Source organism: Streptomyces sp. KL116D, from assembly GCF_030766975.1.
In the GTDB taxonomy this organism is placed as follows: Bacteria; Actinomycetota; Actinomycetes; order Streptomycetales; family Streptomycetaceae; genus Streptomyces; species Streptomyces longispororuber_A.
Window position 1 is genome coordinate 122159 of record NZ_JASERH010000095.1, and the last position, 25832, is coordinate 147990.

Sequence of the window (25832 nt, forward strand, 5' to 3'; positions counted from 1 at the left end):
GCTGACGACTGACGGGGCTCAGCCCGTCAGCCACTCCTCGATCCGTCCGGGGTGGTCCGTGGTGACGGCGTCCACCCCCAACTCGATGAATCCGTGCAGCAGTTCACGGTCGGCGGCGGGCCAGCCGTCCACCCGCAGACCAGCCGCGTGACACCGCTCCACCAGACCGGGGGTGAGCGCGTCCGTGAGCTCCGGGCACACCCAGGCCGCACCCAGGTCCTTGGCCGTGCGCAGCATGTCGTCCCCGGGACGGTGCGTGATCAGCCCGCGCGCCACCTTGGGCAGGCGGCGTGCGGCGTCCTCCAGCACCTCGGGGTGGAAGGACGTGAGGACCGCGCGCTCCGGAAGGTCCTGGATCACCCGCACCGCCTCCGGCGCCTTGATCTCGACCTGGACGAGGCCGTCGAAGGACGCCAGGGCCTCGTCAAGGGTCGGGATGCGCTCGCCCGATCCTGCGTCCAGGGAACGGAGTTGGGCCAGGGTGAGCGCCGCGACCTCGCCCTCGCCGTCCGTGGTGCGGTCGACCGTGGCGTCGTGGATCACGACGAGCCGGCCGTCGGCACTGACGCGGACGTCGAGTTCGATGCCGTCCGCGCCGAGTTCGGCGGCCCGCCGGAAGGACCGCAGGGTGTTCTCGGGTTCCTCGGTGCGGGCGCCCCGGTGCCCGTAGACCAGGGGGCGGTTCCCGGCGGTGCGGTGGCCCGGTGTCACAGGTGCTCCTCGATGCTGTCGCGGTGCCGGTCCACGTTCTTGCGCAGCCGCTCGGCGACGGCGGCGAAGGCCTTCTCGGCGGGTACGTCGGCGGACCAGACGTTCTGCAGTCCGGTGTAGATCTGCACGTTGGCGTTGGGCACCACCATGCGGACCTGGTCGCCCTTGCGGGTCAGCGGAAGTTGCTCGACCGCCGTGTGGACGTTCGGGTCGTCCTTCATGAGGCGGGCGAGGACCGGTGTCTTCGTCGCCGCGGGGACGACCGGCATGTAGCCGGTGTCGACCGACCACTGCGCGGCGTTCTCGGGCCGGGCCAGGAAGCGGACGAACTCGGCGGCCGCCTGCTTGCGCTCGCGGGGCGTGCGCCGGAACATGCCGAGCCCGCCGCCACCGGTCGTCACCCCGAACTCCTCCTGCCGGGGCAGGAATCCGGTGCCCAGCTCCCAGCCGCCCGCCTTGGCCGCCTCGGTCAGCATCTTGAGGCCGCCCGTGGAGTTCACGTGGGTGGCGATCAGCTGGTTCGCCAGGTCGTTCTGCGGCGAGTCCGCCATGTAGGCGATCTTGTCGCGGTGCACGAGGCGCCGCTGCCACTCGGCGGCGGCCACCGCACCACCGTGGTCGATGGTGACGTCGAGGCCGTCCGAGTACGCGCCGCCCCACTGCCAGGCCGAGCACTGGAACATCCAGTCCCCGTCGATCTTCTGGTACGCCTCCAGGGCGACCCGCTTGCCCTTCACCGTGAGCTTCGTGATGTCCTTCGACCACTCGTACAGCTCGTCCCAGGTCCGGGGCGCACGGTCCGGAACTCCCGCTTTCCGGAAGAGCGTCCGGTTGTAGTAGAAGAGCGGCGTGGAGCGCGCCAGGGGCAGCCACCAGGTGTGCCCCTTGAGCCGTCCCTCCTTCAGGAGCTTGGGCTGGTAGGTGCGGTCCATCCACGCCGGGTCGAGGTAGTCGTCCCAGCTCTCCAGCGCGTCACCGAAGTAGAACTTGTACCACTTCACGTCGGAGAGCACGCACAGGTCGGGCACCTGCCCGGCGACCAGGCCGACCACGGCCTTCTGCGCGCACTCGTCGTAGGAGCCCTGGAACTGGACGTCCACGTAGATGTCCCGCTGCCCGGCGTTGAACCGGTCGACGAGGGTCTGCAGCGCCTTTCCGGGTACGTCGGCGAACGTGGACCACAGGACCACGCGGGTGCGCCGCCCGTATCGGGCGGGGACGTCGCCGGCGGGCTGGGCGACGGTTCCGCTCGCCGAGCCGCAGGCCGTGAGCAGCGCGGACGCGGCGGCTCCCGCGCCGAGGCCGAGCAGGGCGCGACGGCCGACGGGGGCGCTGCGGAGTACGGGGCTCACTTTCCGGCTCCCTGGGTCAGCCCGGCGATGATGTGGCGCTGGGCGAGGAAGAAGACGACGAGGACGGGCACGATCACCATGACGGTGCCGGCCAGGATGGGGCCCCAGTTCGCGAAGCCCTCCTGGTTCTTGAGGAAGAGCAGCCCGATGGGCAGGGTGCGCATGTCGGCGCTGCTGGTGACGATCAGCGGCCAGATGAAGTCGTTCCACTTGGTCACCATCACGACGACGGCGACGGTGACGACCATGGGCCGCGACATGGGCAGCACGATCGTGCCGAGGCGGCGCAGATGGCCGGCCCCGTCGAGCTCCGCGGCCTCCATGGCCTCCTTGGGCAGCGTCAGCATGTGCTGGCGCAGCAGGAACGTGCCGAAGACGGAGCCGAGGCCAGGAGCGATCAGGCCGGCCCAGGTGTTGACCCAGCCGAGCTGCGCGACCGTGAGGAAGTTCGGCAGCAGCGTGACGTGGCCCGGCACCATCATCGCGCCGAGCAGCACCATGAACAGGACGCGCTTGCCGGGGAAGGGCAGGAAGACGAAGGCGTACGCGCACAGCAGCGCGGCGCAGAGCTCGATCGCGGTGCCGACGACCGACACCACGAGGGAGTTGAGGAAGAACCGGCCGAACGGCGCGGCGTTCCAGGCGTCGGAGAAGTTCGACCAGCGCAGGTCGGTGGGGATCCAGTGCGTCGGGTAGCTGTAGATGTCCGGGTTGGTCTTGAGGGCGGAGGAGACCAGCCAGTACAGGGGTCCCGCGGTGACGGCGGCGACGAGGACGAGCAGCACGTACAGGCCCGCACGCCCCGCTCTGCGCCGGACGGTGCCGCTCGTACCGGTCGCGCCCGGCGAGCGGGTCGCGGTGTCGAGGGTGCTCACTGGTAGTGCACCTTCCGTTCGAGGTAGCGGGCCTGGAGTCCGGTGATGAGCAGCAGCACCACGAACATGATCATGGCGCCGGCGGCGGACCGGCCCGCGTCGAAGGCGCGGAAGCCCTGGTCGTAGATGAACCAGCTGAGGATCGACGTGGAGGTGCCGGGGCCGCCGCCGGTCATGACGGCGATCACGTCGAAGGCCTGGAAGGTGGTGATGACGGAGGTCACCAGGAGGAAGAAGGTGACCGGCGACAGGAGCGGGACCGTGATCCGGCGGAGCCTGGTCCAGGCGCTCGCGCCGTCGAGGGCCGCGGCCTCGTACACGTCGCGCGGCATCGACTGGAGACCGGCGAGGTACACCACGGCGACGAACCCGGTGTTCTTCCACAGATAGACGACGACCAGCCCGAACAGGGACCACTTCGAGTCCGTCATCATCGCCGGCGCGGTCAGCCCGAGCGGGGCCGTCAAGGGGCGTATCAGGCCGTAGTTGGGGTCGAACACGAACAGCCACAGCGTGCCGACGGCCGCACCCGACAGGACGTACGGGGCGAAGGTGAGGGTGCGCACGACGCGCGTGCCGCGCAGCTTCTGGTTGAGCAGCAGCGCGATGGCCAGGCCCAGCACCATGCCGCCCGCGACGATGCCCACGACGAAGAGCACCGTGGTCCACAGCGTGCCGCGGAAGTCCGGATCGGCGATCAGGTCCACGTAGTTGGTCAGGCCGACGAACTTCTTGACCGGGGAGATCATGTCCCAGTCGGTGAGGCTGAGGTAGCCGTTGTAGACCACTGGCCAGTACGCGAAGACCAACAGGAAGAAGAAGTTGGGAGCGGCGAACGCGGCGAAGAGGAGATGGTCGCGGCGCCGTCGCCGGGCACGTGCCCGAGGGCCCGCGTCCTGGGCGGAGGCCGCCCTCGGCGGGGCGGCGACGCTGCCGCCCCGCTGCGCGTCGGTGACGGTCAAGGGGCTGGGTCCTTCCGGGATGGCCCGGCCGGGAGGCGGCCTGGGCTCGGACACCCCAAGGGATACCAACAACATTAATGAGAAGTAAACACCTCTCGGCGTTACAACTTTCATCGCTGCCCCGTCGACCGACCGGCGTCGCGCGCCACCGATTACCTCCTTTGACATACCTATCTCGTCAGACCTACATTTGCGCCCATGCCCGATTCCCGCGCCGCCGACCAGGACCACGAGCGAGTGGCGACCGCCCTCGCGTCCTGCCTGCCCGCGCTGAACCGGGCCCTCGACCGTCGGGTCGGCCAGGACTTCGACCAGCCCAAGCCGTCGGACGCCCAGATCGCCCTGCTGCGCTTCGTGTCGCGGCAGGAGGGCGCCACCGTGCGCGAGGCCGCCGACGCCCTGCTCATGCGGCCGAACAACGTGAGCGCGATCGTCTCCCAGCTCACCCGGCAGGGTCTTCTCGACCGCCGCCAGGACAGCGGGGACAAGCGGATCGCCCACCTGTACCCGACCGCACGCGCCCGGCGTGAACTCGCCGAGGTGCGCCGCCTGGAGGGCAAGCACCTCGCGCAGGCGCTGCAGGCCCTCACCGACGGCGAGCGCGACGCGCTCGGCTCGGCCGTCGGCGCCCTGACGTCACTGACGCGGGCGCTGCACCCGTCGTCGACGGTCTCCGAGTAGCACCGCTCAGTACTACCCGGCACCCCCAGCACCCCTCGGTACCCCTCAGCACCAATCGGCACCGATTCACGCGCGCCCGCCTCCACCCCCGTCCCGGCCCCGGCCGGCGGGGGCGCGGCCGCGCGGCCTTCCTCCCTCACCCGAAAGACAGGGCACCCCTTCATGCCGTCCACCGACGTGGATCACTCCTCCCTGCCCACGACCGCTCCACCGGCCGGCCCCGCACCCCGCGGCAGGCGCGCCAATCCGTGGCTGACCCTGCTCGCGGTCGCCTTCGGCCTGTTCATGGTGCAGCTCGACGCCTCCGTCGTGGCGATCGCCAACCCCGAGATCGGCCGGTCCCTGCACGCGTCCACCGCCGACCTCCAGTGGGTCACCAACTCCTATCTGCTCGCCCTCGCCGCCTCGTTGATCCTCGGCGGCAAGCTCGGCGACCGGTTCGGGCGGCGCACCTTCTACCTGGTGGGCGTCGCCGGATTCGTCGTCGCCTCCGTCGCGATCGGCCTGTCGGGGTCGATCACCGGGGTCATCGCGTTCCGTGCGGTGCAGGGCTTCTTCGGCGGACTGCTGATGCCCAACACCCTCGGTCTGCTGCGATCGGTGTTCCCCCCGCGGAAGTTCGGCATGGCCGTCGGCATCTGGGCGATGGTCTCCGCGGTCTCCACCGCGCTCGGCCCGATCGTGGGCGGCCTGCTCGTGGAGCACGTCAGCTGGGAGTCCGTCTTCTTCATCAACGCCCCCATCGGCGTCGTCGCCCTCGCGGTCAGCGCGGCCGTGCTGCCACTGAGCCGGAACGCGACGGACAGGCACCGCTTCGACGTGGCCGGGGTCGTGCTGCTGGCCGCGGGACTCCTCGCCGTCGTGTTCGGCGTGGTCAAGGGCGAGACCTGGGGCTGGACCTCGGCCGGCACGCTGGCGTCCATCGTCGGCGGCGTGCTGGTCCTGGCCGTCTTCGGCCGGTACGAGACCCGGATCGAGCACCCGCTGCTGCCGATGCGGCTGTTCCGGGTCCGCGCCCTGACCGTGGGCACGATCGTCACCGCGCTCAACTTCTTCGTGCTGCTCGGCGTGATCTTCTTCGTGATGCTGTACCTCCAGAACGTCCGCGGCCTCTCCCCGGTCGAGGCGGGCGTGCGCACGCTGCCGCTGAGCCTCGCCTCGCTGGTGGCGTCGCCGCTCGGCGCGGCGCTCACCCAGCGGTTCGGGGCGCGGGTCACCATGCCGGCCGGCATGGTGCTCCAGGCGGCGTCGATGTTCGGGATGCTCGCCTGGGACACCGGTTCGTCGTACGCCACGATGTGGCCGCCGTTCGTGACGCTCGGGCTCGGCGTCGGCATGGTCCTGGCGGCCTCGTCCGACGCGATCGTCGGGCAGGCCCCGGTACGGGACGGCGGGGTGGCCGGTGGGTTGCAGGCCACGGCGCTGCAGATCGGCGGCGCGCTGGGCACCTCGGTCCTGGTCTCCCTGATCAGCGGCCGGGTCGGCGCCACGCTGGCCGGCGAACTGACCGCGGCGGGTGTCCCCGACCGGATGGCGGGCGGTCTCGAGGAGGCGCGGGACGCCGTGGCGATGGGGGTCGCGCCGGTCTCCGACGACATGGGCGCGCGACTGCGGGCGGCGGTCGTGGAAGGCAGTGGCCAGGCGTTCATGAACGGCGTGCACACCGCGCTGGCGGTGACCGGGACACTGTGTGTGCTGGGGGCCGTGCTCGCGGCGGTCGGCCTGCGCGGGACCGGCCCGGCGCGGCACTGAGCCGGTGGCCGGCGCCCATCCGGGGCGCCGGCCACCCCTCACCGCTCATTCCTGGGCGTACTGGGCGATGCCGTCGCCGAAGGACCAGTCGACCGAGGTGTTCTCGGTGACCGTCACGAGGACGTTGCGCGGCTCCGTGCCCGCGTAGGCGTGGGCGAGTTCGGCGATCCGCCGGTACAGGGCCCGCTTCTCGTCGGGCGTGCGGCCGGCCCGCATCGTGACGCCGACGAGGACGAGGTCGTCGTCGCGGTTCCCCAGGTACTGGCCGTACCGCAGGACGCTGCGCTCCCCGTCGTGCCCGGTCAGCACCTGGAACAGGTCGTCGGGCGGGAAGCCGATGCTCTCCACGAGGGCGTCGTGCACGGCGCGGCCCAGCGCGTGAAGCCGCTCACTGTCCGCCGTCAGGGCGTCGATCCGGACCAGGGGCATGGGGCGTACTCCTTCGGGGAGGGCGGTCGCGAGGATCCGTACGGGGCACGGCCGTTGGGCCGCGCGGGCCGCGTCGGGCCGGACAAGCATCGTACATACTAGTAGTTACAATCCCCCGTCGGATGCCCCACCCCGGGTGGTGGCGGCCGACTTCGCCCACGTAGGGTCCCCCTTTGTCCCCCACCGGGTGACATCTGTACCGACAGCCACAGGAGTACTCACCGTGCCCGCACCGTCCAGCGCCCCGGCGCCCATCTACGACCGTCTCGTCGACGAGCAGGGTGACGTCCTCACCGGTGCCCGCGAGGCCGCGCAGGAGGCGGAGCGCACCGCCGAGGACGTCCTCGACTTCGGCCACGCCCCGGCCGACGAGCCGCAGCACTGAGCCGACCGGCTCCGCTACTCCCCGAGGCCGTCCCGGAGCAGGCGCCGCGCCAGTTCCGCGCGGGCGGCGGCGAGTTCGTCGGCCACGGCCCGGTGCCGCTCGGCGTCGACCGGCACCGCCGCCTCTCTGGGCGCACCGGCCCGCAGGACGTCCCGGCGCAGATGTGTCGGCGGGTGCGTGGAGTCGACGCTGTGACCCCGGCGGACGGCGGCCCTGCGCAGTCGTTCGTACTCCCGGCCGGGAACTGACCCCACGTGGGCGGCGAGCCGCCCCCACAGGCCCTCCGGGTCGGAGCCACGGCCCTTCACCTGGCGCGAGTTGGCCTCGCGACGCAGCATTCCCTCGGCGGACGGCACCACCAGCAGGCTGTCCATGAGGCGGATCGCGGCGTCCGTGGAGCCGGCCCGGGCCGCCGTCGAGTCGGCCAGGTACTCGGCCCGTTGCGTCGCCCGCAGAGTGAGCCGGTCGAGCAGCAGGATCATGCCCGCGACCAGGAGCCGCGGCACCAGTGTGAGCAGGTTGACAACCGCTTCCAGCGGCGTCGGGTGCGGCGTGCGGGCCACGTAGTAGTGCCAGGTGCCCAGCGACCGGAAGGCCTGGCCGAGCACCATGCCGTGGCGGGTGTCCCCGTTGCTGAAGTGCCCCAGTTCGTGGCCGAGCAGAGCGACGCGCTCCTGCGGGCCGAGCATCTCCCACAGGGGCAGCCCGATGGTCAGTACGCGCCTGCCGCGCACCCCGTACGTCGTGACGCTCGCGTTGAGGTCGGTGTCCAGGACGACGGCGTCGACGCCCCGGGTGCCGGCGACCGCCGCGACCTCGTCCACCCACGCGAACAGCACGGGCGCCGCCGCCCTGCGCAGCACGGGCCAGTCGTCCGGGAGCGAACCGAAGCGGGGCCGCAGGGTCCAGGCGAGCGCGAGCAGGGCGACCGCCCCGAGCAGCCTGCCCGGGTGTCCCCAGCCGGTGACCAGGAGCCAGAGGCCGCCCAGGGTCAGCAGTGCGGTGACGGCATGCACGACCAGGGCCAGGGCGAGCGCGACCGCGCCCGCCGCACCACGTCGCGGCGGGGCCTGCCCGCCGCCGCCCGTGGTCAGTTCCGCGACGAGGCGTTCACCGTGGCGCCGTGCGAGCGCGCGCCGGACCCTCTCCACGCGCCCCTGCGCCTCGGCCGGCGCGGCCGGATCGACGTTCCAGTCGCAGCCGGTGCACCACGTGGTGAACCGCGCGTCGGATCTGATGGTGTCCCCGCACTGCGGGCACGACTGAACTGTCTCCTGGACGGCTTCGTTCACCGTTCGTCCCTCTCCCACCCCACGGCCCCTCCCCAGAGGCCGTCACTTCCGTTCCGTGCAGAGGGAGATCTGATCACGCCATGGGCATGACGTAAAGGCCGTTTCCCCGTCGACCGGGCGGGCGCCACGCCGACGCCGCGCCGACGCCGTCCACCGCCCCACTCCCCCCAGGTCACGACCCCGTGCACGCCTATTGACTCGAATTCAAACTCGTCGGTAGCTTCAACTGTCAGCGCGCTGAAATCCCCTGTCTCATACGGAACTTGGCCTTGTGCCGAGCCGGTTTCGAAGGAGCATCAGATGGCGATCCGCGCGTTCAGGGGCCGTCTCGCGGCCGTGGCGGCCACGACCGCCGCCGCCGCTGTCGGCCTGGCCGCTCCGGCGCAGGCCACCCCGCAGCCCCTCCCCTACGTCGCGCTCGGCGACAGTTACAGCGCGGCCTCCGGCGTGCTGCCGCTCGATCCGTCGGCCAGCCTGCTGTGCGCCCGGTCCACCGCGAACTACCCGCACGTGATCGCCCAGCGCACCGGCGCCGCACTCAAGGACGTGACGTGCGGCGGGGCGCAGACCAAGGACTTCGCCGGGGCGCAGTACCCGGGCGTGGCCCCGCAGCTGGACGCGCTCGGTGCCGACACCCGGCTGGTGACGCTGACCATCGGCGGCAACGACAACAACACGTTCATCAGCACGATCCTGGCCTGCGCCACGGCGGGCGTGCTGTCCGCCGGGCAGGGCGCGCCCTGCCGGTCGCAGTACGGGAGCAAGTTCGGCGACGACATCGACACGAAGACCTATCCGGCGGTGAAGGCGGCCCTGCAGGCGGTGCGGAACAAGGCGCCGCACGCGCGCGTCGCCGTCCTCGGCTATCCGTGGATCATGCCGGCCAAGGCGCAGACGGGCTGCTTCGTGAAGATGCCGATCGCCTCCGGCGACGTACCGTACGTGCGCGACATCCAGACGCATCTCAACGACGCGGTGCGGCGGGCCGCGGCCGAGACCGGGTCGACGTACGTGGATCTCGCCGCGGCGTCCGAGGGGCACGACGCGTGCCAGAAGACCGGCACGCGGTGGGTCGAGCCGGCGCTCTTCGGCACCAACTTCGTCCCCGTGCACCCGAACGCGCTCGGCGAGTCCGCGATGGCCGACCACACGATGGCCGCGCTCGGCCTGGGCTGACACCGGCGTCGGACCGGCGTCCGGCCGGTGCCTAGACGAAGGCCACCTCGGGGAACCGCGGCGACGGCCCGTCGAGCAGTCCGTCGTCGTCGCGGTCGCGCAGCCACCGGTCGAAGAAGGCCGTCACGTAGGCGCGTTGGGCGGCGACGGCGCGGGCCGCGGGCACCGTGCCGACCCAGTCCGTGAGCATCTCGCGCGGCAGGCCGAGCCGGTCCGCGACCTGCGGGAGGAGCGTGGCCGCGTCGGTGTACGTGGCGTGCCCCGAGCCGCGCACCGTCAGATCGCGGCGCCATCCGGTGCTGTGCCGCCACAGTTCCCGCCAGGAGGGCACCGTGGTCCGGTCGTCGCCGTCGCTGCCCATGAGGAGGAACGGACGGTCGACGCCCTGCGCGGCCACGGTGGAGAGCCCGCCCTCGTCGTGGTCGTCCTGGACGTAGGCGAGGACGCCGTCGAGGTCGGCCGCGGCGGCGATCCGCGGGTCGTCGTGCAGCGCCTGGAGCGCGGCGAAGCCTCCGGCCGACTGCCCGAACACCCCGACCGGGGCGCCGCACGGGGCGGCGTCGCCGAGCGCGTCGCGCAGGACGTCGTCCAGGACGTCGAGGACGAAGCGGACGTCGGCGACGCGGACGGCGGCCGTCTTCTTCAGCAGCGCGGTCACCGCGTCGGGTCCCGCCTGCTGCGCGGCCTCGAACTCCTGCGGCAGCCTGCTGGTCACCACCCGTCCGTCCGGGAACTCGACGGCGGAGACGTCGTAGGGGTGGTCGATCGCCACGACGACGTGGCCGCGGGACGCCAGCTCGTCCGTCAGCGTGGTGCCGAGGGTGCGCGGGTCGAGGACGCCCGGGGAGTAGAGGACGACGGAGCGGGCCGCGTGCCGGTCGGCGGGGGCTCCGGTGTGGGCGAAGGTGCGGGTGGCCGCCCAGTCGACCCGGTCCGCGGGCAGCCCGCCGAAGTTGTTGAGCCGGTCGAAGCCCGCCGCCTCCCCGGCCGTCATCTGGGCGGCCCGCGCGTGTCCGGCCACACTGCGGGCCGGGTACCGGACGTCGACCATCAACTCCCTGACGGGCGCGCCCGTCCAGGGGTCGCGCCGGGAGCGGTCCACCAGGCGCAGCGACCGCGTGCCCACCGGGTGCGGTCCGGTCGGGGCGGGCAGCCGCAGCCGGACCCGCGCGTCACGGGTCCGCGCGGCGGCGGTCCCCACCGGCACGCCGAGCGTCAACAGGGCCGTGCCCACGGCCAGTACGGAACGGCGGGAGGGCCCGCGGGGCGTGGTGATCTCGTTGGCGTCCATGGGTCAAGCCTGGCCGCGTCTCCCTCCCCCGCACCATCCGGCAGGCCCGCCCCGCGGGTTGGGGGGAATCCCCCAGAGGCCGTCCCGGAGGCTCCGGGCCCGACGCCCTGAACGGCGCACTCCGACAGGGAAGTGGACCCGCCACCTGCCTACGGTGAGGCGTCGGAGCAGTGGGAGACGCCGGGAAACGGCAGGGCGGAGGGCCCGTGGGCGGCGAACGGCACAGCAGGCGCAGGAACCTCTGGATCACCGGCGGGGCCGCGCTGGCCCTGGCCGGTGCGGGAGCGGGGGCCTGGGCCGTGGTCGCGGCGGGCGACGAGACGCCGAGGACCGGTCCGCTGTCGGCGTCGGAAGTCACCCGGGCGGCCGACGGCTTCCTGGACGCGTGGGCGGACGGGGACACCGAAGGGGCGGCCGGCCGCACCGACGACGAGGCCGCCGCCGGCCGCGCGCTGCGGGACTACCGGGAGCGGGCGCACCTCTCCCCGAAGAAGCTCTCGCCCGGTGCCCCGGCGGGCAGCCGGGTGCCCTTCGCGGTCCGGGCCGAGTTCGCGTACGACGGGGCGCGGGCCCCGCTCTCGTACGACACGGCGCTGACGGTGGTGCGCCGCCCCGGCGACGGGAAGGCCGTCGTGCACTGGGCGCCGTCCGTGCTCCACCCCCGCCTGGGCGCCGGGAGGCGGCTGTCGGCGCAGGAGACGGGGGCGGCGCCGGTGCGCGCCCTTGACCGGGACGGGCGGGCGCTCGACACGCGGGCGTTCCCCTCGCTGACGCCGGTCGTCGACGGGCTGCGCCGCTCGTACGGGAAGGCGGCGGGCGGCAGGCCGGCCGTGGAGCTGCGGGTCGTGGCGGCGGGCCGGGCGAACGGGGACGCGGAACCGCCGGCCGGCCAGGCGCTGCTGTCGGTGGGCGAAGGGACGCCGGGACGGCTGCGGACCACGATCGACCCGGCGGTGCAGCAGGCGGCCGAGCGGGAGGTGGCGCTGCGGGCCGACGCGTCGATCGTGGTGCTGAGGCCGTCGACCGGGGAGATCCTGGCGGTCGCCAACTCCCGTGGGAGCGGCCGGGACACGGCGCTCGAAGGGCGGCTGGCGCCGGGCTCCACGATGAAGATGATCACGGCGTCGCTGCTCCTGGAGAAGAAGCTCGCCGATCCGGACAAGCCGCACCCCTGCCCGAAGAACGCCTCGTACGGCGGCTGGACCTTCCACAACGTCGACGACTTCGACATCGCGGGCGGCACCTTCCGCAGCAGCTTCGCCGCGTCGTGCAACACCGCGTTCATCACGCAGGCGGGCAAGATCGCGGACGACGACCTGGCGCGGCAGGCCCGCGAGGTGTTCGGCATCGGGGAGCGCTGGTCGGTCGGCGTCGACGCGTTCGACGGATCGGTGCCGGTGGAGCACGCCGCGTCGAAGGCGGCGTCGATGATCGGTCAGGGCGAGGTCCGGATGAACCCGCTGACCATGGCGTCGGTGGTGTCGACGGCGCGCACGGGACGGTTCCGGCAGCCGTATCTGGTCGCGCCGTCGGTCGACCACCGCACGCTCGTCACGGCGAAGCGGGCGCTCGAACCCGGTGCGCACCGGCAGTTGCGGGAGCTGCTGCACACCACGGCGACCTCCGGGTCGGCGGCCGGGTCCATGGCGGGACTGACCGGTGACACCGGGGCGAAGACCGGGTCGGCCGAGGTCATCGGGCAGAAGGAGCCCAACGGCTGGTTCGCGGCCTGGCACGGGGACCTCGCCGCGGCCGCCGTGATGCAGCGCGGCGGCCGGGGCGGCGAGTCGTCGGGGCCGCTCGTGGCGGCGGTCCTCAGGGCGGTCGACCGGAGCCGCTGAGTCCCTCGCACCACCCCCACCGTGCTCACGCCGAGACCGCGCTGACGTCCTCGTATGCTCGGGGACACGAACGACGGATCGATCTTGGAGTGACACTGGTGGCGCGACGGCCTTCCCTGACCGGGACATGGGATCGCTTCGTGGCGTCCGACCCGGGGCTGCTGCGGCTGATGGCCGGGGTCCGCACGGTCGCGGCGATCGGACTGACCCTCGCCGTGCTCGCGGTGCTCGGCACGGACGTGACGTACATGGTCGCGGGCGCGATGACCGCGATGGTCGGCACCTTCGCGATCCGCGAGAAGACGGTGCGCGGTCAGGCCCTCACGGTGGCGCTGGGGCTGCCGACGGCGCTCGCGGCCGTGTCGCTCGGTGCGCTGCTGCACAGCCACGTCGTGGCGGGCGACCTCTTCTTCCTCGCCCTGATCTTCGGCGCGGTGTACAGCCGCCGGTTCGGCGACCGGGGCACGGCGCTCGGCCTGATCGGCTTCCAGGTCTACTTCGTCTCCCTGTTCGTGAACGCCTCGGTGGATCAACTGCCGCGGTTGTTCGGCACCTTGGCGATCGCCTTCGCGTGCAGCGCGGTGGCCAGGTTCGCGCTGGTGCCGGAGACGCCGCAGCGGGTGCTCGGGCGGCTGCGGGAGGCGTTCAGGGCGCGGCTCGCGCAGCTGGTCACCGCGCAGACCCGGCTCCTCGACGCGCCGCCGGAGGAACTCGACGACGTCCTCGACGACCTGCGGCGGCACACGGCGCGGCTGCACGAGGCGGCGCTGATGATCCAGGGCCGGCTGGAGGACGGCACCCGCGACGAGACGACGGCCGCGCTGGTCCAGCGCCGCGTCGCGGACGCCGAGGTCGCCGCCGAGCGCCTGGGCATGCTGCTCCTGAACGCCCGCAGCGCGGAGCGCGCCGACACCCTCACCCTGCACCTGCCCGACGCCCCCGTCCCGGCGACCGGCAAGCTGCTGCGCCGCGAGGACGAGGCGACCGCGACGCTCCGCCGCGATCTGGGCGCGCTGCACCTGATGGTGGCCCGGCCGGCCGACGCCAATCGCGGCACGGCCGTCGCCCACGTCCGCAACCGGCTGCTCGGCTACCGCGACGAGGAGCGGATACCGCCGGGCACCACTCTCGCGGTGCAGGACGTGTTCCGCGGCATCGGTGAGGCGGCCCGCGCGGTCCTCGGCCTGCGGCTCGCGCTCGACGGCCCGCAGGACGAGTCCGACGACTCCCCCGCCACGATCCGGTCCCGCGAGGAGTTCGACGCGGAGGACGTTTCCATCACGGGCGCGGAGAAGGAGGCCGCCGAGGAGACCGAGGACCCGGCCGGACTCAAGCGGCCCACGACGCGCGCCGCGTTCCAGGTCGCCGTCGGTTCCGCCCTGGCCATCGTCGGCGGCGAGTTCCTGTCCTCGCAACGCTGGTACTGGGCGGTCCTCACCTGCTGGGTCGTCTTCCTCAACACCGCCTCCACCGGCGAGATCGTGGTCAAGGGCTACCGGCGACTGCTCGGCACGGTGCTCGGCGTCGTCGCGGGCGTGGCCCTCGCCGGCGCGGTCGGCAACCACACCTGGCTGGCGTTCGTGCTGGTCCTGGTCTGCGTGTTCGCGATGTTCTTCACCGCCCCGCTGTCGTACGCGCTGATGTCGTTCTTCGTGACGGCCATGCTGGGACTGCTCTACACGCTCCTCAACACCTACAGCTTCGACGTGCTGGTGCTGCGCATCGAGGAGACGGCGCTCGGCGCGGCCTGCGGCATCATCGCCGCGATGCTGGTCCTGCCGGTGCGCACCGACTCGCGCACCGACGAACTCCTCGCCACCACCCTGGAACGGCTCGGCGACGTCGTCGCGGCCGCCGTGGAACAGCTCAGCGGCGGCCCCGCCGCCGACCTGCTGGACAAGGCGCGGGACCTGGACACCGCGCTCGACGACCTGCGGGCCTCCACCCAGCCGCTGACGCATCCGATCACGCCGCTGCGCGAGCGCCGGCAGACCGCCCGCTATCTGGTGGCGCTCCTGGAGACGTCCGCGTACCACGCCCGTTCGCTGGCGGCGACCGCGGAACTCGTGCCGTTCAGCAAGCGCGTCGGGGCCGACCCGCGGCTCGGACGCGCGGCCAAGCGCATCGCCCACAACATCGACGTCCTCGTCGCACACGTGAACGACGAGAGCACCCCGGGCGGCGTCGAGTCCGGCGCCAGCATCGCGGCGATGCTGGAGACGGACGGCCTCGGCGTCCCGGCCGCGAACACCGTCACCTTCCGCGTACTGCGCCACCTGCAACGCCTCGACGAGGGCATCACCGGTCTCGCCCGGCCGCTCGGGGTGCCGGTGGGTCCCCGCAAGTGATGTGATCGTCAAGGGAGTTGATGATTGACTGGGCCGATCACCGTGCTGGAGGAGGCACTTCATGTCGGACCAGGGTTCCGGATACGCCGACGCGTCAGAGATCCGCAACCGCATCGACACCACGACGCCGCACTCGGCCCGCTTTTGGAACTACTTCGTGGGCGGCAAGGACAACTACGAGGTGGACCGCCAGATCGGCGACCACATCAAGGAGATATTCCCCGGCCTCGTCGACGTGGCGCGCACCAGCCGCCACTTCCTGGGCCGCGCCGTGCGCCATCTGGTGAACGAGCAGGGCGTACGCCAGTTCCTGGACGTCGGCACGGGCCTGCCCACCGCCGACAACACGCACGAGGTGGCGCAGCGCGCCGCGGCCGACGCCCGCATCGTGTACGTCGACAACGACCCGCTGGTCCTCACCCACGCACGGGCCCTGCTCACCAGTACGCCGGAGGGCGAGACGGCGTACCTGGACGCCGACCTCTACGACCCGAACGCGATCCTCAAGGCGGCCGCGACCACGCTCGACCTGACGCGGCCGGTCGCGCTGATGGTCCTGAACACCCTGGGGCACGTCGCCGAGATCGAGCAGGCGCGCTCGCTCGTCCAGCGCCTCATGGCCGGTCTGCCGTCCGGGAGTTACCTCGTCGTCAGCGACAGCACCTCGACGAGCGAGGGCATGATCGCCGCGTCGAACGCGTACAACGAGAGCGGCGCGGTGCCGTACCACGTGCGTCCCGTCGCCGACATCGAGGGCCTCTTCGACGGCCTGGAGCTGGTCGAGCCGGGAGTCGTGCGCGTGACGGACTGGCGCCCGGACGCCGACGCCGACCAGGAGGCTCCCGCGGTCGACGCCTACGGCGGCGTGGGACGCAAGGCCTAGGCAGGCAGGCGCGGTCGGGCCCGGCACGGCGGGGGCGTCGTCTCTCGGCGAGTGAGACGACGCCCCCCCGCCTGCCGCACGCCGCTCACCTGGGGTTACGATGCGAAGCCCCGCTCGGCGTGCTGCTCGCCGCGCTGCTGTTCGGGCTCGCGGAGGCCGCCGGGTTCCGGCTCCAGGGCCTCGGCCTGCCGCGGCAGGCGACGGACGCGGCGCCGTACGTCGTCACCCTGATCGCCCTCTTCCTCACCACGGCCCGACGCCGTGGCACCACTGGAGCCTCCGCATGAGCGCCACCGCGCCCGACCTGCTGCCCATCACCCGGATACCGCGCACGGGCCTGCCGCCGCGCGCCGTCGTCGTGGGCGACCCGGCGCGCGCCGCGGCCGTCGCCGACCTCCTGGACGACGCGAAGGAGGTCTCCTACCACCGCGAGTACCGGGTGTTCAGCGGGAGTTGGCGCGGTCTACCGGTCGTCGTCGCCTCGCACGGCGTGGGCGGCCCGGGCGCGATCCTGCTGTTCCAGGAGCTGGCGGACGCGGGCGTGCGCACCTTCGTCCGGTTCGGTACGGCGGGTGCGATGCGCCGCGGCATCGGCGACGGCGACCTGGTGATCGCCGAGGCGGCGGTGCGCGACGACGGCGTGACGCAGCAGCTGGTGCCGGCCGAGTACCCGGCGGTGTCCGCGCCCGAGGCCGTGCTCGCCCTGACCCGGGCGGCGCGCGAGGCGGGGGCGCCGCACCACCGCGGCCTCGTGTGGACGCGGGCGGCGTTCCAGCCCGGCCTCATCCCCCTGACCGCGTACGACAGGGCGGGGCTCGCCGCGATCGAGATGGAGCTGTCCGCGCTGTACGTGACGGCGTCGCTGCGCGGCCTCGTCGCGGGCGGCGTGCTGGTCGTCGACGGGGCGAACGCCGACGAGCTGGTCGACGAGGAGAACACCGGCGGCTACGACCCGCACCGCGAGGTCGTCGCCGAGGGCGTGGCCCGGGGCAGCGTCGTGGCGCTCGACGCGCTGCGGATCCTCGCGCAGGAGGAGGACCACCTTGTCTGACCCGGTCGACCTGCTGGTCCACGGCGGCACCGTCCTCACGGTCGACGACGCCTCCACCGTCGTCCCGGACGGGGCCGTCGCCGTCCGCGACGGGGTGATCGTCGCCGTGGGCCCGGCCGCCGGGCTGCGCGCCCGGCACTCCCCCGCCGACGAGATCGACGCGCACGGCTGCCTGGTGCTGCCCGGCCTCGTCAACACGCACACCCATCTGGCGATGACGCTGCTGCGCGGCACCGCCGACGACGTGACGCTCCAGGAGTTCCTCGGCCGGGTGGTGCCCGCCGAGGCCCGACTGCTCAATCCCCGCAACGTGGCGGCCGCGGTGCGGGTCGCCGTCGCGGAGAGCGTACGGGCCGGGGTGACGTCGGCGCTCGACATGTACTGGTTCCACGAGGCCGCCGAGGAAGCGGCCCGGGAGGCCGGGTGGCGGCTGCACACGGGGCCGACCTTCATGGACGTGCCGGAGCCGCCGGACGCCCGGGAGTACGCGACCCGCCTCGACTGGGCCCGCCGCGACCTGGCGGCCAGGAGCCAGTCCCCCGGCACCCGACCCGTCCTCTTCGCCCACTCGGCCTACACGCTCACCCCCGACCAGCTCGTCGGGATCTTCGCGCTCGGCCGGGAGTTCGGCGCGCTGATCCACATCCACGCGGCGGAGAACGCGGCCGAGGTCGCCACCGTCGAGGCCCGCCACGGCAAGCGGCCGGTCGAACTCCTCGACTCGCTCGGCCTGTTGGGGCCCGACGTGCTGCTCGCGCACGCCGTCGACCTGACCGGCGGGGAGATCGTGGCGCTCGCCCGCACCGGCACGTCCGTCGCCCACTGCCCCGTCTCCAACCTCAAGCTGGGCTGCGGCATCGCGCCCGTGCCCCGGCTGCTGAGCGCGGGCGTCACCGTGGGCCTGGGCACCGACGGCGCCGTCAGCTCCAACACGCTCGACCTGCTGGGCGCCGTGCGCCAGGCCGCGCTCGTGCACAAGGCGGGCGGCGACCCGACCGCGGTCGGCGCCGAGCAGGCGGTGCGGATGGCGACCGTCGAAGGGGCCAGGGCGCTCGGCCTCGGCGCCGAGCTCGGCTCACTGGAGCCGGGCAAGCGCGCGGACCTGATCGTCCTGGACCTGGACCGGCCGCACCTCACCCCGCGCCACGATCCGTGGTCGATGCTGGCGTACGCCGCGCAGGCCTCCGACGTGCGGGACACCGTCGTCGATGGCAGGGTGCTGATGCGCGACCGCACACTGACGACGCTCGACGAACGCGCCGTCCTGGCCGATCTGGAGGCCCTCGCATGACCGGCCACGCCACCCGGGGCTTCGTCGGCCGCCCCCGCGTCCACAACCCGGGACTGCCGCCGGGCCAGTACGACGCACGCGACGACTGGCCCGTCCTGTCGGCCGAGGTGACGCCCGAACTCGCCCCGCGCGACTGGACGTTCCGGATCGACGGGCTGGTCGCCGAGCCGCGCACCTGGACCTGGGACGAGGCACAGGCGCTGCCCGGGTCCGCGTACGAGGGCGACATCCACTGCGTGACGAGCTGGTCGAAGTTCCGGGTGCGCTTCGGGGGCGTCTCGCTCGACGTGTTCCTGGACGCCGTCCGCCCGGACGCGTCGGCCACCCACGTGGTGGCGTACTCGCACACCGGCTACACGACGAACCTGCCGCTCGCCGACGTGACGGGCGGCCGGGCGTGGGTCGCGTTCACCTACGAGGACGCGCCGCTGCCGTCCGAACACGGCGGCCCCGCCCGCCTGTTGGTGCCGCACCTCTACTTCTGGAAGAGCGCGAAGTGGCTCGCCGGACTGCGACTGCTCGACCACGACGAGCCCGGTTTCTGGGAGCAGAACGGGTACCACGCCCGGGGCAACCCCTGGGAAGAACAGCGATACGCAGGTGACTGACCAGGTGTCCGAGACCTTCACTCCCCCGACCCGGTTCGCCGTGCCCGGCCGGATCGCCGTGAGCGACCGGGCCGCGGCCACCTGGCAGCGCGCCGAGCTCACCGAGATCCGCCGGGAGACGCCACTCGTGTCGACGTTCCGGTTCGCGGTGCCCGGCTGGCAGGGGCATCTGCCGGGCCAGCACCTGATGCTGCGGCTGACCGCCGACGACGGCTACACGGCGCAGCGCCACTACTCGCTGGCGTCGCCGCCCGACGCCTCCGGGCACATCGAGCTCACCCTCGACCACGCCGAGGGCGGCGAGGTCTCCGGGTACCTGCACACGATCGCCCGGGTCGGCGACGCGGTGGAGGTGCGCGGCCCGCTCAGCGGCTTCTTCGCGTGGCCGGGCGACCGGCCCGCGCTGCTGGTCGGCGCGGGCTCGGGGGTGGTGCCGCTGATGTCGATGGTCCGCCACCACCGGCAGCACCGCCTCACCGTGCCGCTGCGCCTGTTCGTGTCGGCGCGCACCCGGGAGGACCTGATCTACGCCGGCGAGTACGGGGCGGAGACCACCCCGGTGCTCACCCGCGAGGGGGAGCACCGGCGGTTGGCCGCCGACCACCTGGCGCCGTGCTTCACACCGGATGCGCCGGCCTGGGAGGCGTACGTCTGCGGCTCGAACGCCTTCGCCGAGCACGCCTCCCGGCTCCTGGTCGAGCTGGGTCAGCCGGTGGAGCGCATCCGCATCGAACGCTTCGGCTGACCCGCGCCGGTCACTGCCCGGCCCACCGCTTGATGGTGGCGGTCGCGGCGTCCCGCTGGTCCGCGGGCAGCGCCGAGATCCGGGCGCCGTGGTTGGACTTCGGCACGACGTACTTGTACGAGTCGTTCTTGCTGGGCGTGAACTGCTCGGCGCTCCACGGGTCGTTCTGCCCGTAGACGAAGAGCATCCGCTCCGACCGCGTGCGCACCCACTTGTCGACGCCCTTGATGACGGTGCCGTCGTACGTGGTGCGCATGTCGGCCGGGAGCACCGAGTTCGGCTGGTAGATGTCGGGGTAGTGGCGCACGCCCTTGAGGTTCTTGAACTTCAGGTCGGCCCAGCCGAGTTGGGCGGCGGCCTGCCGGTAGTAGGGGCCCGAGCCGTTCGCGCCGAGCGTGGAGTCCTCGTAGATCGACAGACCGTGGTCGAGGGACCACTGGTACAGCTCGTCGTCGGAGACGGTCTTCGCGTCGGGCACGGTCGGGCAGTTGTCGACCGTGCCGGACTGCCAGAAGTTCCACACCTGGTCCAGGACCGCGAACTCGTAGGCGCGGTCGGTGGTGCCGAGGGTGTTGGTGAAGGTGTAGCCCTCGTCCTTCGCCGTCTTCTCGAACTTGGGCAGCAGGGTGTCGCGGCGCACCAGCATCTCGCGCTGCACGGCGGCGAGCGCGGTGCGGCACTCCTTGGTGCCGACGGTGTCGAAGAACCGCTCGTAGGTGCTGTCGTCGTTGTTGTTGGCGTCGTTCGGGGCGACGTAGGCGACGACGCCGTCGTAGTCGCGCGGGTAGAAGCGGTAGTGGTACGTCGCCGTCATGCCGCCCTTGGAGCCGCCGGTGGCCAGCCACTTCGACGCCTTCTCGTAGAGCGGTCTGATCGCCCGCACGATGGCGTGCTCGTCGGCGGCCTCCTGCGGCACGGTCATCTTCGCCCAGGGGGTGGCGCCGGCCGGGACGGACGGGCCGAAGAAGCGGTGCTCGACGCTGAGCTGGTTGGCGTCGAGGATCGTGGTGGGTTCGCGGGTCGCCGAGGACAGGCCGTAGCCGCCGGTGTAGACGACGACGGGCTTCGCGGTCGACTTGTGCCAGATGGTGAACCGCTGCTCGAACGTGCCGAGCCGGGGCTCGGTGTGGTCGATCGGCTGCGTGATGGACAGGGCGTAGAGCGGGAAGCCCTCCTTGTCCGTCACGCCGGTGACGGTGACACCGGGTATCGCGCGCAGCTGGTCCTCGAAGGAGGCCTGGACGGTGGTCGCGGCGGCGGCCGGTGCCGCGGTGGCGGCGAGGGCTCCGGCGGTCAGGGCGGCGGACAACAGCAGCGTGGGTACGGTGCGCAGGCGCACGAAAGCCTCCCGGGTCGAGAAAACGGCGAGTTGGATCACTGTCTCGGTGACCGAGACCTTAACCCGAGCCGTCCGCCCAGGAGTTGGGGTCGGGCGTCTTACTGTGCCGTTACTGTCCGGTCAGGCCCCGGACATGCCGGAAGCCGGGTCCTGCCGCAGCGGCGGGACCCGGCTTCCGTACGGTGGCGCGGGGGATCAGAGCTGGCCGGACTCGGCGATCGTGATCTTCGCGGAGGTGGCACCGCTGCGCGAACCGAGCGCCTCGATCTTCTTGACGAGCTTCATGCTGTCCTCGTCCGCGACCTCGCCGAAGACGACGTGCTTGCCGTCCAGCCAGTCGGTGACGATGGTGGTGATGAAGAACTGCGAGCCGTTGGTGTTCGGGCCCGCGTTGGCCATCGAGAGCTGGCCCGGCTTGGTGTGCTTGAGCTGGAAGTTCTCGTCGGCGAACTTCTCGCCGTAGATGCTCTTGCCGCCCGTGCCGTTGCCGGCGGTGAAGTCGCCGCCCTGGAGCATGAACTGCGGGATGACGCGGTGGAAGGACGAGCCGGCGTAGCCGAAGCCCTTCTCGCCCGTGCACAGGGCGCGGAAGTTCTCCGCCGTCTTCGGGACGACGTCCTCGAAGAGGTTGAACGTGATGCGCCCGGCGGGCTCGTCGTTGATCGTGATGTCGAAGTAGGTCTTGATTGCCATGCCGTAATCCTTGCATCACGAGCCCCGGAATGCCGATTCGGCCCGACAATGCGGACGTGTCGGCACGCCGTGTGACGACTCGGCGGCGCAGCGTGTCCGGCTCAGACGGCGAGCCGGTCCCGCGCCTGCACGCCGTCGGCGAGCGAGCGGGTCCCGTACGCCTTGCCCAGGCCGAACGGCGGCATGTCACCGTAGATGGTCTCGTACGAGCCCGCGGGCACGACGTAGGTCTCGTGCCACAGGCCCACGTGGCCCCGGCTTTTGCGCGCGTACCGGTTGATCCGGGCCCACCACGGCTGGTGGCGCCTGTCGGACGCGGCGGCGTAGGCGAGCAGCTTCTCCTTGGTCTCCCAGTACTGGACGACGAAGTAGGTGCGCGGGTTCGCTGTGCCCAGGAGGTGGTGGAGCAGACCCAGGCTGCGGTCCCTGCCCAGTTCCCTGAGCATCATGGGCATCGCACAGAACACCGGGAACCAGCGGTGCACCGCCCAGAAGTGATTGATCCGCATGCCGATCAGGAAGACGACGACGTCGCCCTCCACGGCCGCTGTGGTCCGCTCGACCCCTGGCTTCTCGGGCACGGCTCCCCCTCGGATTCCCGGCGTTCTGATGGTTGGATAGTGGCACTTCCCAAGAAGGGGCACAAGAGATGCGACTGGCTGAGCTGAGCGAGCGCGGCGGGGTGCCGGTCGGCACGATCAAGTACTACCTGCGCGAGGGGCTGCTGCCGCCCGGGCGGCGGGTCAGCGCCACGCAGGCCGAGTACGACGAGGCCCATCTGCGCCGGCTGAACCTGGTGCGGGCCCTGATCCAGATCGGCCGGGTCCCGGTGGCGACCGCCCGCGAGGTGCTCGGGCACATCGACGACGAGTCGCTCGGCACCACGTTCCGGGTGGGCGCCGCGATGTGGGCGCTGCCGCATCCGCCGGAGGCGCCCGCGGACGATCCGACGACGGCCGAGGTGACCGCGGGGGTCGACCGGTTCCTGGGGGACCTGGGCTGGCACCACGCGCGCGAGATCGGCGCCCTCTCCCCCAGTTACCGGCAGCTGGTCACGACCATGGCGACGCTGACCCGGCTCGGCTACACCATCGGGCCCGACACCCTCGCCGCGTACGCGGCGCACATGGAGTCGGTCGCCCGGCTCGACCTCGACCAGTTGGACGCCTTCGACGACGACCGCGAGAAGGCGGAGGCGGCGGTCGCGGGGGCCGTCCTGTTCGAGCCGGTCCTGGCCGCCCTGCGCCGCCTCGCACAGGAGGAGCACACCACCCGCCGCTACGGCCTGTGAGGGCGGCGCCCCCGCTGCTTACGATGGCGCCAGGCCTCGGGACGCTCACGGCGGCCCCGGACAGGGAGGGACCACGAATGATCATCTTCGGTACGCGGGGCGTGGTGTACCAGCTGGCGATGCTCACGCTCGTCTGCGGCAGCTGCGGCAACCCCGCCGCCCACTCGCTGCGCAAGTACGTCACGAAGTTCACGCTGTTCTTCGTGCCGCTCTTCCCCATCTCGACGAAGTACCGCACGCAGTGCACGTTCTGCGGCACTGAGCACCAGCTGCCCAAGGAGCAGGCGGAGGCGATGCTCGCCCACGCCGCCGCCCCGCAGGCCGACCCGGCGCAGCAGCCGCACAACTACCAGGGCTGAGGCCGCGCGGCGGGGGACGTGTCGGGGTCCGGGGAAGGCGAGCACGCATGACGGCACTTGAGGAGAACTGGCTGCCGCTGAGCCCGGGAGAGCGGGCCGTCGCGATCGAGGTCCTCACCCACGGACCGCTCTCCCGCGGCGAGTTGGCCCGTCGGCTCGGACTCTCCGCGGGCAGCCTCACCCGCCTCACCAAGCCGCTGACCGAGTCCGGTCTGCTCGTCGCCGAACCGGCGGCGGCCACGGCCGGCCAGGGCCGCCCCGCCCAGCCCCTCGACGTCGTCGCGGACTCCCGGCACTTCGCCGGCTTCAAGATCGCCGCGGACGCGGTGTACGGCGTGGTCACCACCTTGCGCAGCGAGGTCGTGACCCGCTGCGCGGTGCCGCTCGACACGCACGAGCCCGACGGCGTGGCGGCGCTGTTGGCCGCGCTGACCCGGGAGTTCGCCGCCTCCTATCCCCGGCTGGCCGGGATCGGGGTCGGCATCGCCGGCCCCACCCGGGCGCGCGGCGTCGTCGTCGCCAACACCTTCCTGGGGTGGGCCGATGTCCCGCTGGCCGATCTGGTGCGGGCCCGCACGGGACTGCCGGTGGTCGTCGACAACGACGTGACGGCGCTCGCGGAGGCGGAGGCGTGGTTCGGCGGGGGCCGGGGGCTCGACCGGTTCGCCCTGCTCACCATCGGGGCGGGCATCGGGTACGCGCTGGTGGTGGGCGGCCGGCCGGTCCGCACGGGGGACGCCGGGCGGGGCATCGGCCGGCGCTGGATCGTCGACCCGTACGGACCGCTGACCCCGGACGGCGAACGGGGCACGGCCGGCGCCCTGCTCGGCATCCCCGCCATCTGCCGCCAGGTGCACGCGGCGACCGGGCAGCCGGCCACGTATCCGGAGGTCCTCGCCCGCGCCGCGGCGGGGGAACCGGTGGCGTCCCGGGTGATCGGCGAGGCGGCCCGGGCCCTCGGCGTGATGGTGGCGCAGATCGCCGAACTGGCGCTGCCGCAGAAGATCCTGCTCGCCGGGGAGGGCGTGGGCCTGCTGGACGTCGCCGGGGACACGGTGGCCGCCACGATCCGCGCCCGCCGCCATCCCGACGCCGACCCCGTCCCGCTGGAGACCGGTCCGCACGACTTCCACGGGTGGGCGCGGGGAGCGGCCGTCCTGGCGATCCAGGTGCTCGTGCTGGGGGCCGCGACGCCCTGACCTGCACCGCAGCACCGGTTCCCGCCGACCGCGATATCGCTTGCCGCCTCCCGGCACGGTCGGATAGGAAGATCGCATGCTGAAGGCCGGAAAGGTCGGGCTCAGGGCCCGCTTCGACGACGACATCCCGATTCTGCGGACCGAGCTCTACGACGACGTGGTCAACGGCTCGCGGGCGGAGGGCGGGCCGTGGCGGCCGATCACGCCCGGCTCCAAGGATCCGCGTCTCGTGGTCGACGACAAGGAACCGGGACACGTCCCGTTCTCCGTGGTGGAGCTGGACGGCGGCACGCTCGTCGGCACGGCGACGCTGTGGGGCATCGACAACCACAACCGGGCCGCGCACATCGGCCTCGGACTGCTGCCGGCCGCGCGCGGCAAGGGCTACGGCACCGACGTGGTCGCGGCGCTCTGTCACTACGGCTTCGTCGTCCGCGGCCTGCAACGGCTGCAGATCGAGACGCTCGCGGACAACCACGCGATGCTGCGGGCCGCCGAGCGCAACGGGTTCGTCCGCGAGGGCGTCCTGCGCTCGTCGGCGTGGGTGCTGGGCGAGTTCCTGGACGAGGTACTGCTGGGACTGCTGGCCCACGAGTGGCGGCCGGGCGCCGCGGACTAGGGTCGCGTCACCTCGCGCATGAGAAGGCCCCGCCCGCCTCACAGGGGGGGAGAGGAGGCGGCGGGGCCACAGACTCGAGCGCCCGGGGGGGGTGGGGCTGCTTGAGCTGTCTCTTTCTCCTGCTGCCCGGGATCGGCCGGACCATGCACACCGTTTTTCGGCCTCGTGGTCCGAGACCGCGTTCGCCGCCCTCCCCTCGGGTCAAAGTCTCAAGAAGGAGTTCAATGACAGGGTGGAAGGCATGAAGTTCCTTCTCGAGGTCGACATGGACGAGACGACGGACAGCGGCGCCGCGGCACGCGAGCTGGGCCGGATCCTTCGGTACTGGGGCGGCAATCTCCACCACTACGCCCTGACGGCGGGCGACGGGTCGGCGATCTACGACTCCGCGTACAAGGAGGTGGGCCGTTGGCGGATCGTCGAAGCCGACTGACGTTGGCCGAAACCATTCGCTCGCACAGAAGGTGATGGTGGGATCGGACGGCGCACGACCCGGCGCACACCCCTCGGCCGCCGCCAGGAACGCCCGTCCGAGCTCCATCTTCCGTGACATATCCGGGTGTTCGGCCTTATCACGCTCCGCCGATCAGGGCGGCGAGTTCACGACGAAGTGGCCGATCGGGCGGACTGCCCGGCTTGTCCGGTCTGCTCGGCGCGCG

26 protein-coding genes and 1 pseudogene are annotated in these 25832 nt (G+C 72.4%); 17 read left to right on the top strand and 10 right to left on the bottom strand.

Annotated elements, in window-relative coordinates:
• Window positions 1-18 precede the first annotated feature (18 nt).
• Genes RBJ77_RS38105 through RBJ77_RS38120 form a run of 4 tightly spaced genes read right to left on the bottom strand, consistent with a single transcriptional unit; the run spans window position 19 to window position 3900 of the window.
• Window positions 19-711, bottom strand: coding sequence for a glycerophosphodiester phosphodiesterase (locus RBJ77_RS38105; protein WP_372349133.1), 693 nt, complete (start codon window positions 709-711; stop codon window positions 19-21).
• Window positions 708-2063: an ABC transporter substrate-binding protein gene (locus RBJ77_RS38110; RefSeq protein WP_372349134.1), complete on the bottom strand. Its 1356-nt coding sequence runs from the start codon at window positions 2061-2063 to the stop codon at window positions 708-710. Before RBJ77_RS38110 ends, RBJ77_RS38105 begins: the two co-directional genes overlap by 4 nt.
• A complete protein-coding gene (locus RBJ77_RS38115; protein WP_372349135.1) occupies window positions 2060-2938 on the bottom strand; it encodes a carbohydrate ABC transporter permease in 879 nt (292 codons plus the stop codon). The genes RBJ77_RS38110 and RBJ77_RS38115 overlap by 4 nt, the downstream gene beginning before the upstream one ends.
• On the bottom strand, window positions 2935-3900 hold the full coding sequence (locus RBJ77_RS38120) for a carbohydrate ABC transporter permease (protein WP_372349136.1): 966 nt from the start codon (window positions 3898-3900) through the stop codon (window positions 2935-2937). Before RBJ77_RS38120 ends, RBJ77_RS38115 begins: the two co-directional genes overlap by 4 nt.
• Before the next feature lie 198 nt (window positions 3901-4098).
• Here RBJ77_RS38120 and RBJ77_RS38125 point away from each other — a divergent pair, with 198 nt between their 5' ends.
• Together RBJ77_RS38125 and RBJ77_RS38130 are read left to right on the top strand one after the other, a co-directional pair.
• The gene (locus RBJ77_RS38125; RefSeq protein WP_372349137.1) at window positions 4099-4581 is read left to right on the top strand and encodes a MarR family winged helix-turn-helix transcriptional regulator; all 483 of its coding nucleotides are present in this window, start codon (window positions 4099-4101) and stop codon (window positions 4579-4581) included.
• A gap of 162 nt (window positions 4582-4743) precedes the next feature.
• A complete protein-coding gene (locus RBJ77_RS38130) occupies window positions 4744-6333 on the top strand; it encodes an MFS transporter (RefSeq protein WP_372349138.1) in 1590 nt (529 codons plus the stop codon).
• Between the two features lie 45 nt (window positions 6334-6378).
• Here the strand turns inward: RBJ77_RS38130 and RBJ77_RS38135 are convergent, their stop codons facing one another.
• Window positions 6379-6762, bottom strand: coding sequence for a tautomerase family protein (locus RBJ77_RS38135; RefSeq protein WP_372349139.1), 384 nt, complete (start codon window positions 6760-6762; stop codon window positions 6379-6381).
• 223 nt (window positions 6763-6985) lie between these two features.
• On the opposite strand from RBJ77_RS38135, the gene RBJ77_RS38140 reads away from it, so the two are divergent.
• A complete protein-coding gene (locus tag RBJ77_RS38140) occupies window positions 6986-7147 on the top strand; it encodes a hypothetical protein (RefSeq protein WP_372349140.1) in 162 nt (53 codons plus the stop codon).
• Window positions 7148-7161: 14 nt separating this feature from the next.
• On the opposite strand, the gene RBJ77_RS38145 is transcribed toward RBJ77_RS38140, so the two are convergent.
• Window positions 7162-8439: a M48 family metallopeptidase gene (locus RBJ77_RS38145; RefSeq protein ID WP_372349141.1), complete on the bottom strand. Its 1278-nt coding sequence runs from the start codon at window positions 8437-8439 to the stop codon at window positions 7162-7164.
• A gap of 300 nt (window positions 8440-8739) precedes the next feature.
• On the opposite strand from RBJ77_RS38145, the gene RBJ77_RS38150 reads away from it, so the two are divergent.
• A complete protein-coding gene (locus RBJ77_RS38150) occupies window positions 8740-9615 on the top strand; it encodes an SGNH/GDSL hydrolase family protein (protein ID WP_372349142.1) in 876 nt (291 codons plus the stop codon).
• A gap of 31 nt (window positions 9616-9646) precedes the next feature.
• Here the strand turns inward: RBJ77_RS38150 and RBJ77_RS38155 are convergent, their stop codons facing one another.
• Window positions 9647-10906 carry a hydrolase gene (locus RBJ77_RS38155; RefSeq protein ID WP_372349143.1) on the bottom strand — a complete coding sequence of 420 codons (1260 nt, stop codon included), beginning with the start codon at window positions 10904-10906 and terminating at the stop codon, window positions 9647-9649.
• Between the two features lie 206 nt (window positions 10907-11112).
• Here RBJ77_RS38155 and RBJ77_RS38160 point away from each other — a divergent pair, with 206 nt between their 5' ends.
• From RBJ77_RS38160 to RBJ77_RS38195, 8 genes and pseudogenes are all read left to right on the top strand, one after another.
• Window positions 11113-12747: a penicillin-binding transpeptidase domain-containing protein gene (locus tag RBJ77_RS38160; protein ID WP_372349144.1), complete on the top strand. Its 1635-nt coding sequence runs from the start codon at window positions 11113-11115 to the stop codon at window positions 12745-12747.
• 170 nt (window positions 12748-12917) lie between these two features.
• Window positions 12918-15095, top strand: a complete 2178-nt coding sequence (locus tag RBJ77_RS38165) for an FUSC family protein (protein ID WP_372349277.1) — start codon at window positions 12918-12920, stop codon at window positions 15093-15095.
• 61 nt (window positions 15096-15156) lie between these two features.
• On the top strand, window positions 15157-15978 hold the full coding sequence (locus RBJ77_RS38170; protein WP_372349145.1) for an SAM-dependent methyltransferase: 822 nt from the start codon (window positions 15157-15159) through the stop codon (window positions 15976-15978).
• A gap of 107 nt (window positions 15979-16085) precedes the next feature.
• Window positions 16086-16265: pseudogene (locus RBJ77_RS38175) on the top strand (ABC transporter permease); the annotation flags it as partial.
• The gene (locus RBJ77_RS38180) at window positions 16262-17029 is read left to right on the top strand and encodes a nucleoside phosphorylase (RefSeq protein ID WP_372349146.1); all 768 of its coding nucleotides are present in this window, start codon (window positions 16262-16264) and stop codon (window positions 17027-17029) included. The pseudogene RBJ77_RS38175 and the gene RBJ77_RS38180, both read left to right, overlap by 4 nt.
• The gene (locus tag RBJ77_RS38185; RefSeq protein WP_372349147.1) at window positions 17022-18320 is read left to right on the top strand and encodes an amidohydrolase; all 1299 of its coding nucleotides are present in this window, start codon (window positions 17022-17024) and stop codon (window positions 18318-18320) included. Before RBJ77_RS38180 ends, RBJ77_RS38185 begins: the two co-directional genes overlap by 8 nt.
• A complete protein-coding gene (locus RBJ77_RS38190) occupies window positions 18317-18928 on the top strand; it encodes a sulfite oxidase-like oxidoreductase (protein ID WP_372349148.1) in 612 nt (203 codons plus the stop codon). Before RBJ77_RS38185 ends, RBJ77_RS38190 begins: the two co-directional genes overlap by 4 nt.
• A gap of 4 nt (window positions 18929-18932) precedes the next feature.
• Window positions 18933-19673 carry a ferredoxin reductase gene (locus RBJ77_RS38195; RefSeq protein ID WP_372349149.1) on the top strand — a complete coding sequence of 247 codons (741 nt, stop codon included), beginning with the start codon at window positions 18933-18935 and terminating at the stop codon, window positions 19671-19673.
• Window positions 19674-19683: 10 nt separating this feature from the next.
• On the opposite strand, the gene RBJ77_RS38200 is transcribed toward RBJ77_RS38195, so the two are convergent.
• The 3 genes from RBJ77_RS38200 to RBJ77_RS38210 all read right to left on the bottom strand — a co-directional run bounded on the left by RBJ77_RS38200 (window position 19684) and on the right by RBJ77_RS38210 (window position 22286).
• Window positions 19684-21012: a S28 family serine protease gene (locus RBJ77_RS38200; protein ID WP_372349150.1), complete on the bottom strand. Its 1329-nt coding sequence runs from the start codon at window positions 21010-21012 to the stop codon at window positions 19684-19686.
• Window positions 21013-21207: 195 nt separating this feature from the next.
• Window positions 21208-21705 carry a peptidylprolyl isomerase gene (locus RBJ77_RS38205; protein WP_255973605.1) on the bottom strand — a complete coding sequence of 166 codons (498 nt, stop codon included), beginning with the start codon at window positions 21703-21705 and terminating at the stop codon, window positions 21208-21210.
• A 101-nt stretch (window positions 21706-21806) separates the two neighbouring features.
• Window positions 21807-22286: a DUF4188 domain-containing protein gene (locus tag RBJ77_RS38210; RefSeq protein WP_372349151.1), complete on the bottom strand. Its 480-nt coding sequence runs from the start codon at window positions 22284-22286 to the stop codon at window positions 21807-21809.
• A gap of 68 nt (window positions 22287-22354) precedes the next feature.
• Here RBJ77_RS38210 and RBJ77_RS38215 point away from each other — a divergent pair, with 68 nt between their 5' ends.
• The 5 genes from RBJ77_RS38215 to RBJ77_RS38235 all read left to right on the top strand — a co-directional run bounded on the left by RBJ77_RS38215 (window position 22355) and on the right by RBJ77_RS38235 (window position 25606).
• Entirely contained in the window at window positions 22355-22996 is a 642-nt protein-coding gene (locus RBJ77_RS38215) for a MerR family transcriptional regulator (RefSeq protein WP_372349152.1), read from the top strand.
• A gap of 77 nt (window positions 22997-23073) precedes the next feature.
• Complete coding sequence (locus RBJ77_RS38220) at window positions 23074-23355, top strand: zinc-ribbon domain-containing protein (protein ID WP_372349153.1); 282 nt, start codon at window positions 23074-23076, stop codon at window positions 23353-23355.
• A gap of 47 nt (window positions 23356-23402) precedes the next feature.
• Window positions 23403-24554, top strand: a complete 1152-nt coding sequence (locus RBJ77_RS38225; protein WP_372349154.1) for an ROK family protein — start codon at window positions 23403-23405, stop codon at window positions 24552-24554.
• Window positions 24555-24630: 76 nt separating this feature from the next.
• Entirely contained in the window at window positions 24631-25173 is a 543-nt protein-coding gene (locus tag RBJ77_RS38230) for a GNAT family N-acetyltransferase (protein ID WP_372349155.1), read from the top strand.
• 241 nt (window positions 25174-25414) lie between these two features.
• The gene (locus tag RBJ77_RS38235; protein ID WP_372349156.1) at window positions 25415-25606 is read left to right on the top strand and encodes a hypothetical protein; all 192 of its coding nucleotides are present in this window, start codon (window positions 25415-25417) and stop codon (window positions 25604-25606) included.
• The last annotated feature ends 226 nt before the right edge of the window (window positions 25607-25832 follow it).

What these genes read in the sequence shown, in the direction of transcription:
- RBJ77_RS38125 (WP_372349137.1), top strand. Translation starts at nt 4,099, where the DNA reads ATGCCCGATTCCCGCGCCGCCGACCAGGACCACGAGCGAGTGGCGACC.
- RBJ77_RS38130 (WP_372349138.1), top strand. Translation starts at nt 4,744, where the DNA reads ATGCCGTCCACCGACGTGGATCACTCCTCCCTGCCCACGACCGCTCCA.
- RBJ77_RS38135 (WP_372349139.1), bottom strand. Translation starts at nt 6,762, where the DNA reads ATGCCCCTGGTCCGGATCGACGCCCTGACGGCGGACAGTGAGCGGCTT.
- RBJ77_RS38150 (WP_372349142.1), top strand. Translation starts at nt 8,740, where the DNA reads ATGGCGATCCGCGCGTTCAGGGGCCGTCTCGCGGCCGTGGCGGCCACG.
- RBJ77_RS38155 (WP_372349143.1), bottom strand. Translation starts at nt 10,906, where the DNA reads ATGGACGCCAACGAGATCACCACGCCCCGCGGGCCCTCCCGCCGTTCC.
- RBJ77_RS38165 (WP_372349277.1), top strand. Translation starts at nt 12,918, where the DNA reads ATGGCCGGGGTCCGCACGGTCGCGGCGATCGGACTGACCCTCGCCGTG.
- RBJ77_RS38170 (WP_372349145.1), top strand. Translation starts at nt 15,157, where the DNA reads ATGTCGGACCAGGGTTCCGGATACGCCGACGCGTCAGAGATCCGCAAC.
- RBJ77_RS38180 (WP_372349146.1), top strand. Translation starts at nt 16,262, where the DNA reads ATGAGCGCCACCGCGCCCGACCTGCTGCCCATCACCCGGATACCGCGC.
- RBJ77_RS38190 (WP_372349148.1), top strand. Translation starts at nt 18,317, where the DNA reads ATGACCGGCCACGCCACCCGGGGCTTCGTCGGCCGCCCCCGCGTCCAC.
- RBJ77_RS38205 (WP_255973605.1), bottom strand. Translation starts at nt 21,705, where the DNA reads ATGGCAATCAAGACCTACTTCGACATCACGATCAACGACGAGCCCGCC.
- RBJ77_RS38215 (WP_372349152.1), top strand. Translation starts at nt 22,355, where the DNA reads ATGCGACTGGCTGAGCTGAGCGAGCGCGGCGGGGTGCCGGTCGGCACG.
- RBJ77_RS38220 (WP_372349153.1), top strand. Translation starts at nt 23,074, where the DNA reads ATGATCATCTTCGGTACGCGGGGCGTGGTGTACCAGCTGGCGATGCTC.
- RBJ77_RS38225 (WP_372349154.1), top strand. Translation starts at nt 23,403, where the DNA reads ATGACGGCACTTGAGGAGAACTGGCTGCCGCTGAGCCCGGGAGAGCGG.
- RBJ77_RS38230 (WP_372349155.1), top strand. Translation starts at nt 24,631, where the DNA reads ATGCTGAAGGCCGGAAAGGTCGGGCTCAGGGCCCGCTTCGACGACGAC.
- RBJ77_RS38235 (WP_372349156.1), top strand. Translation starts at nt 25,415, where the DNA reads ATGAAGTTCCTTCTCGAGGTCGACATGGACGAGACGACGGACAGCGGC.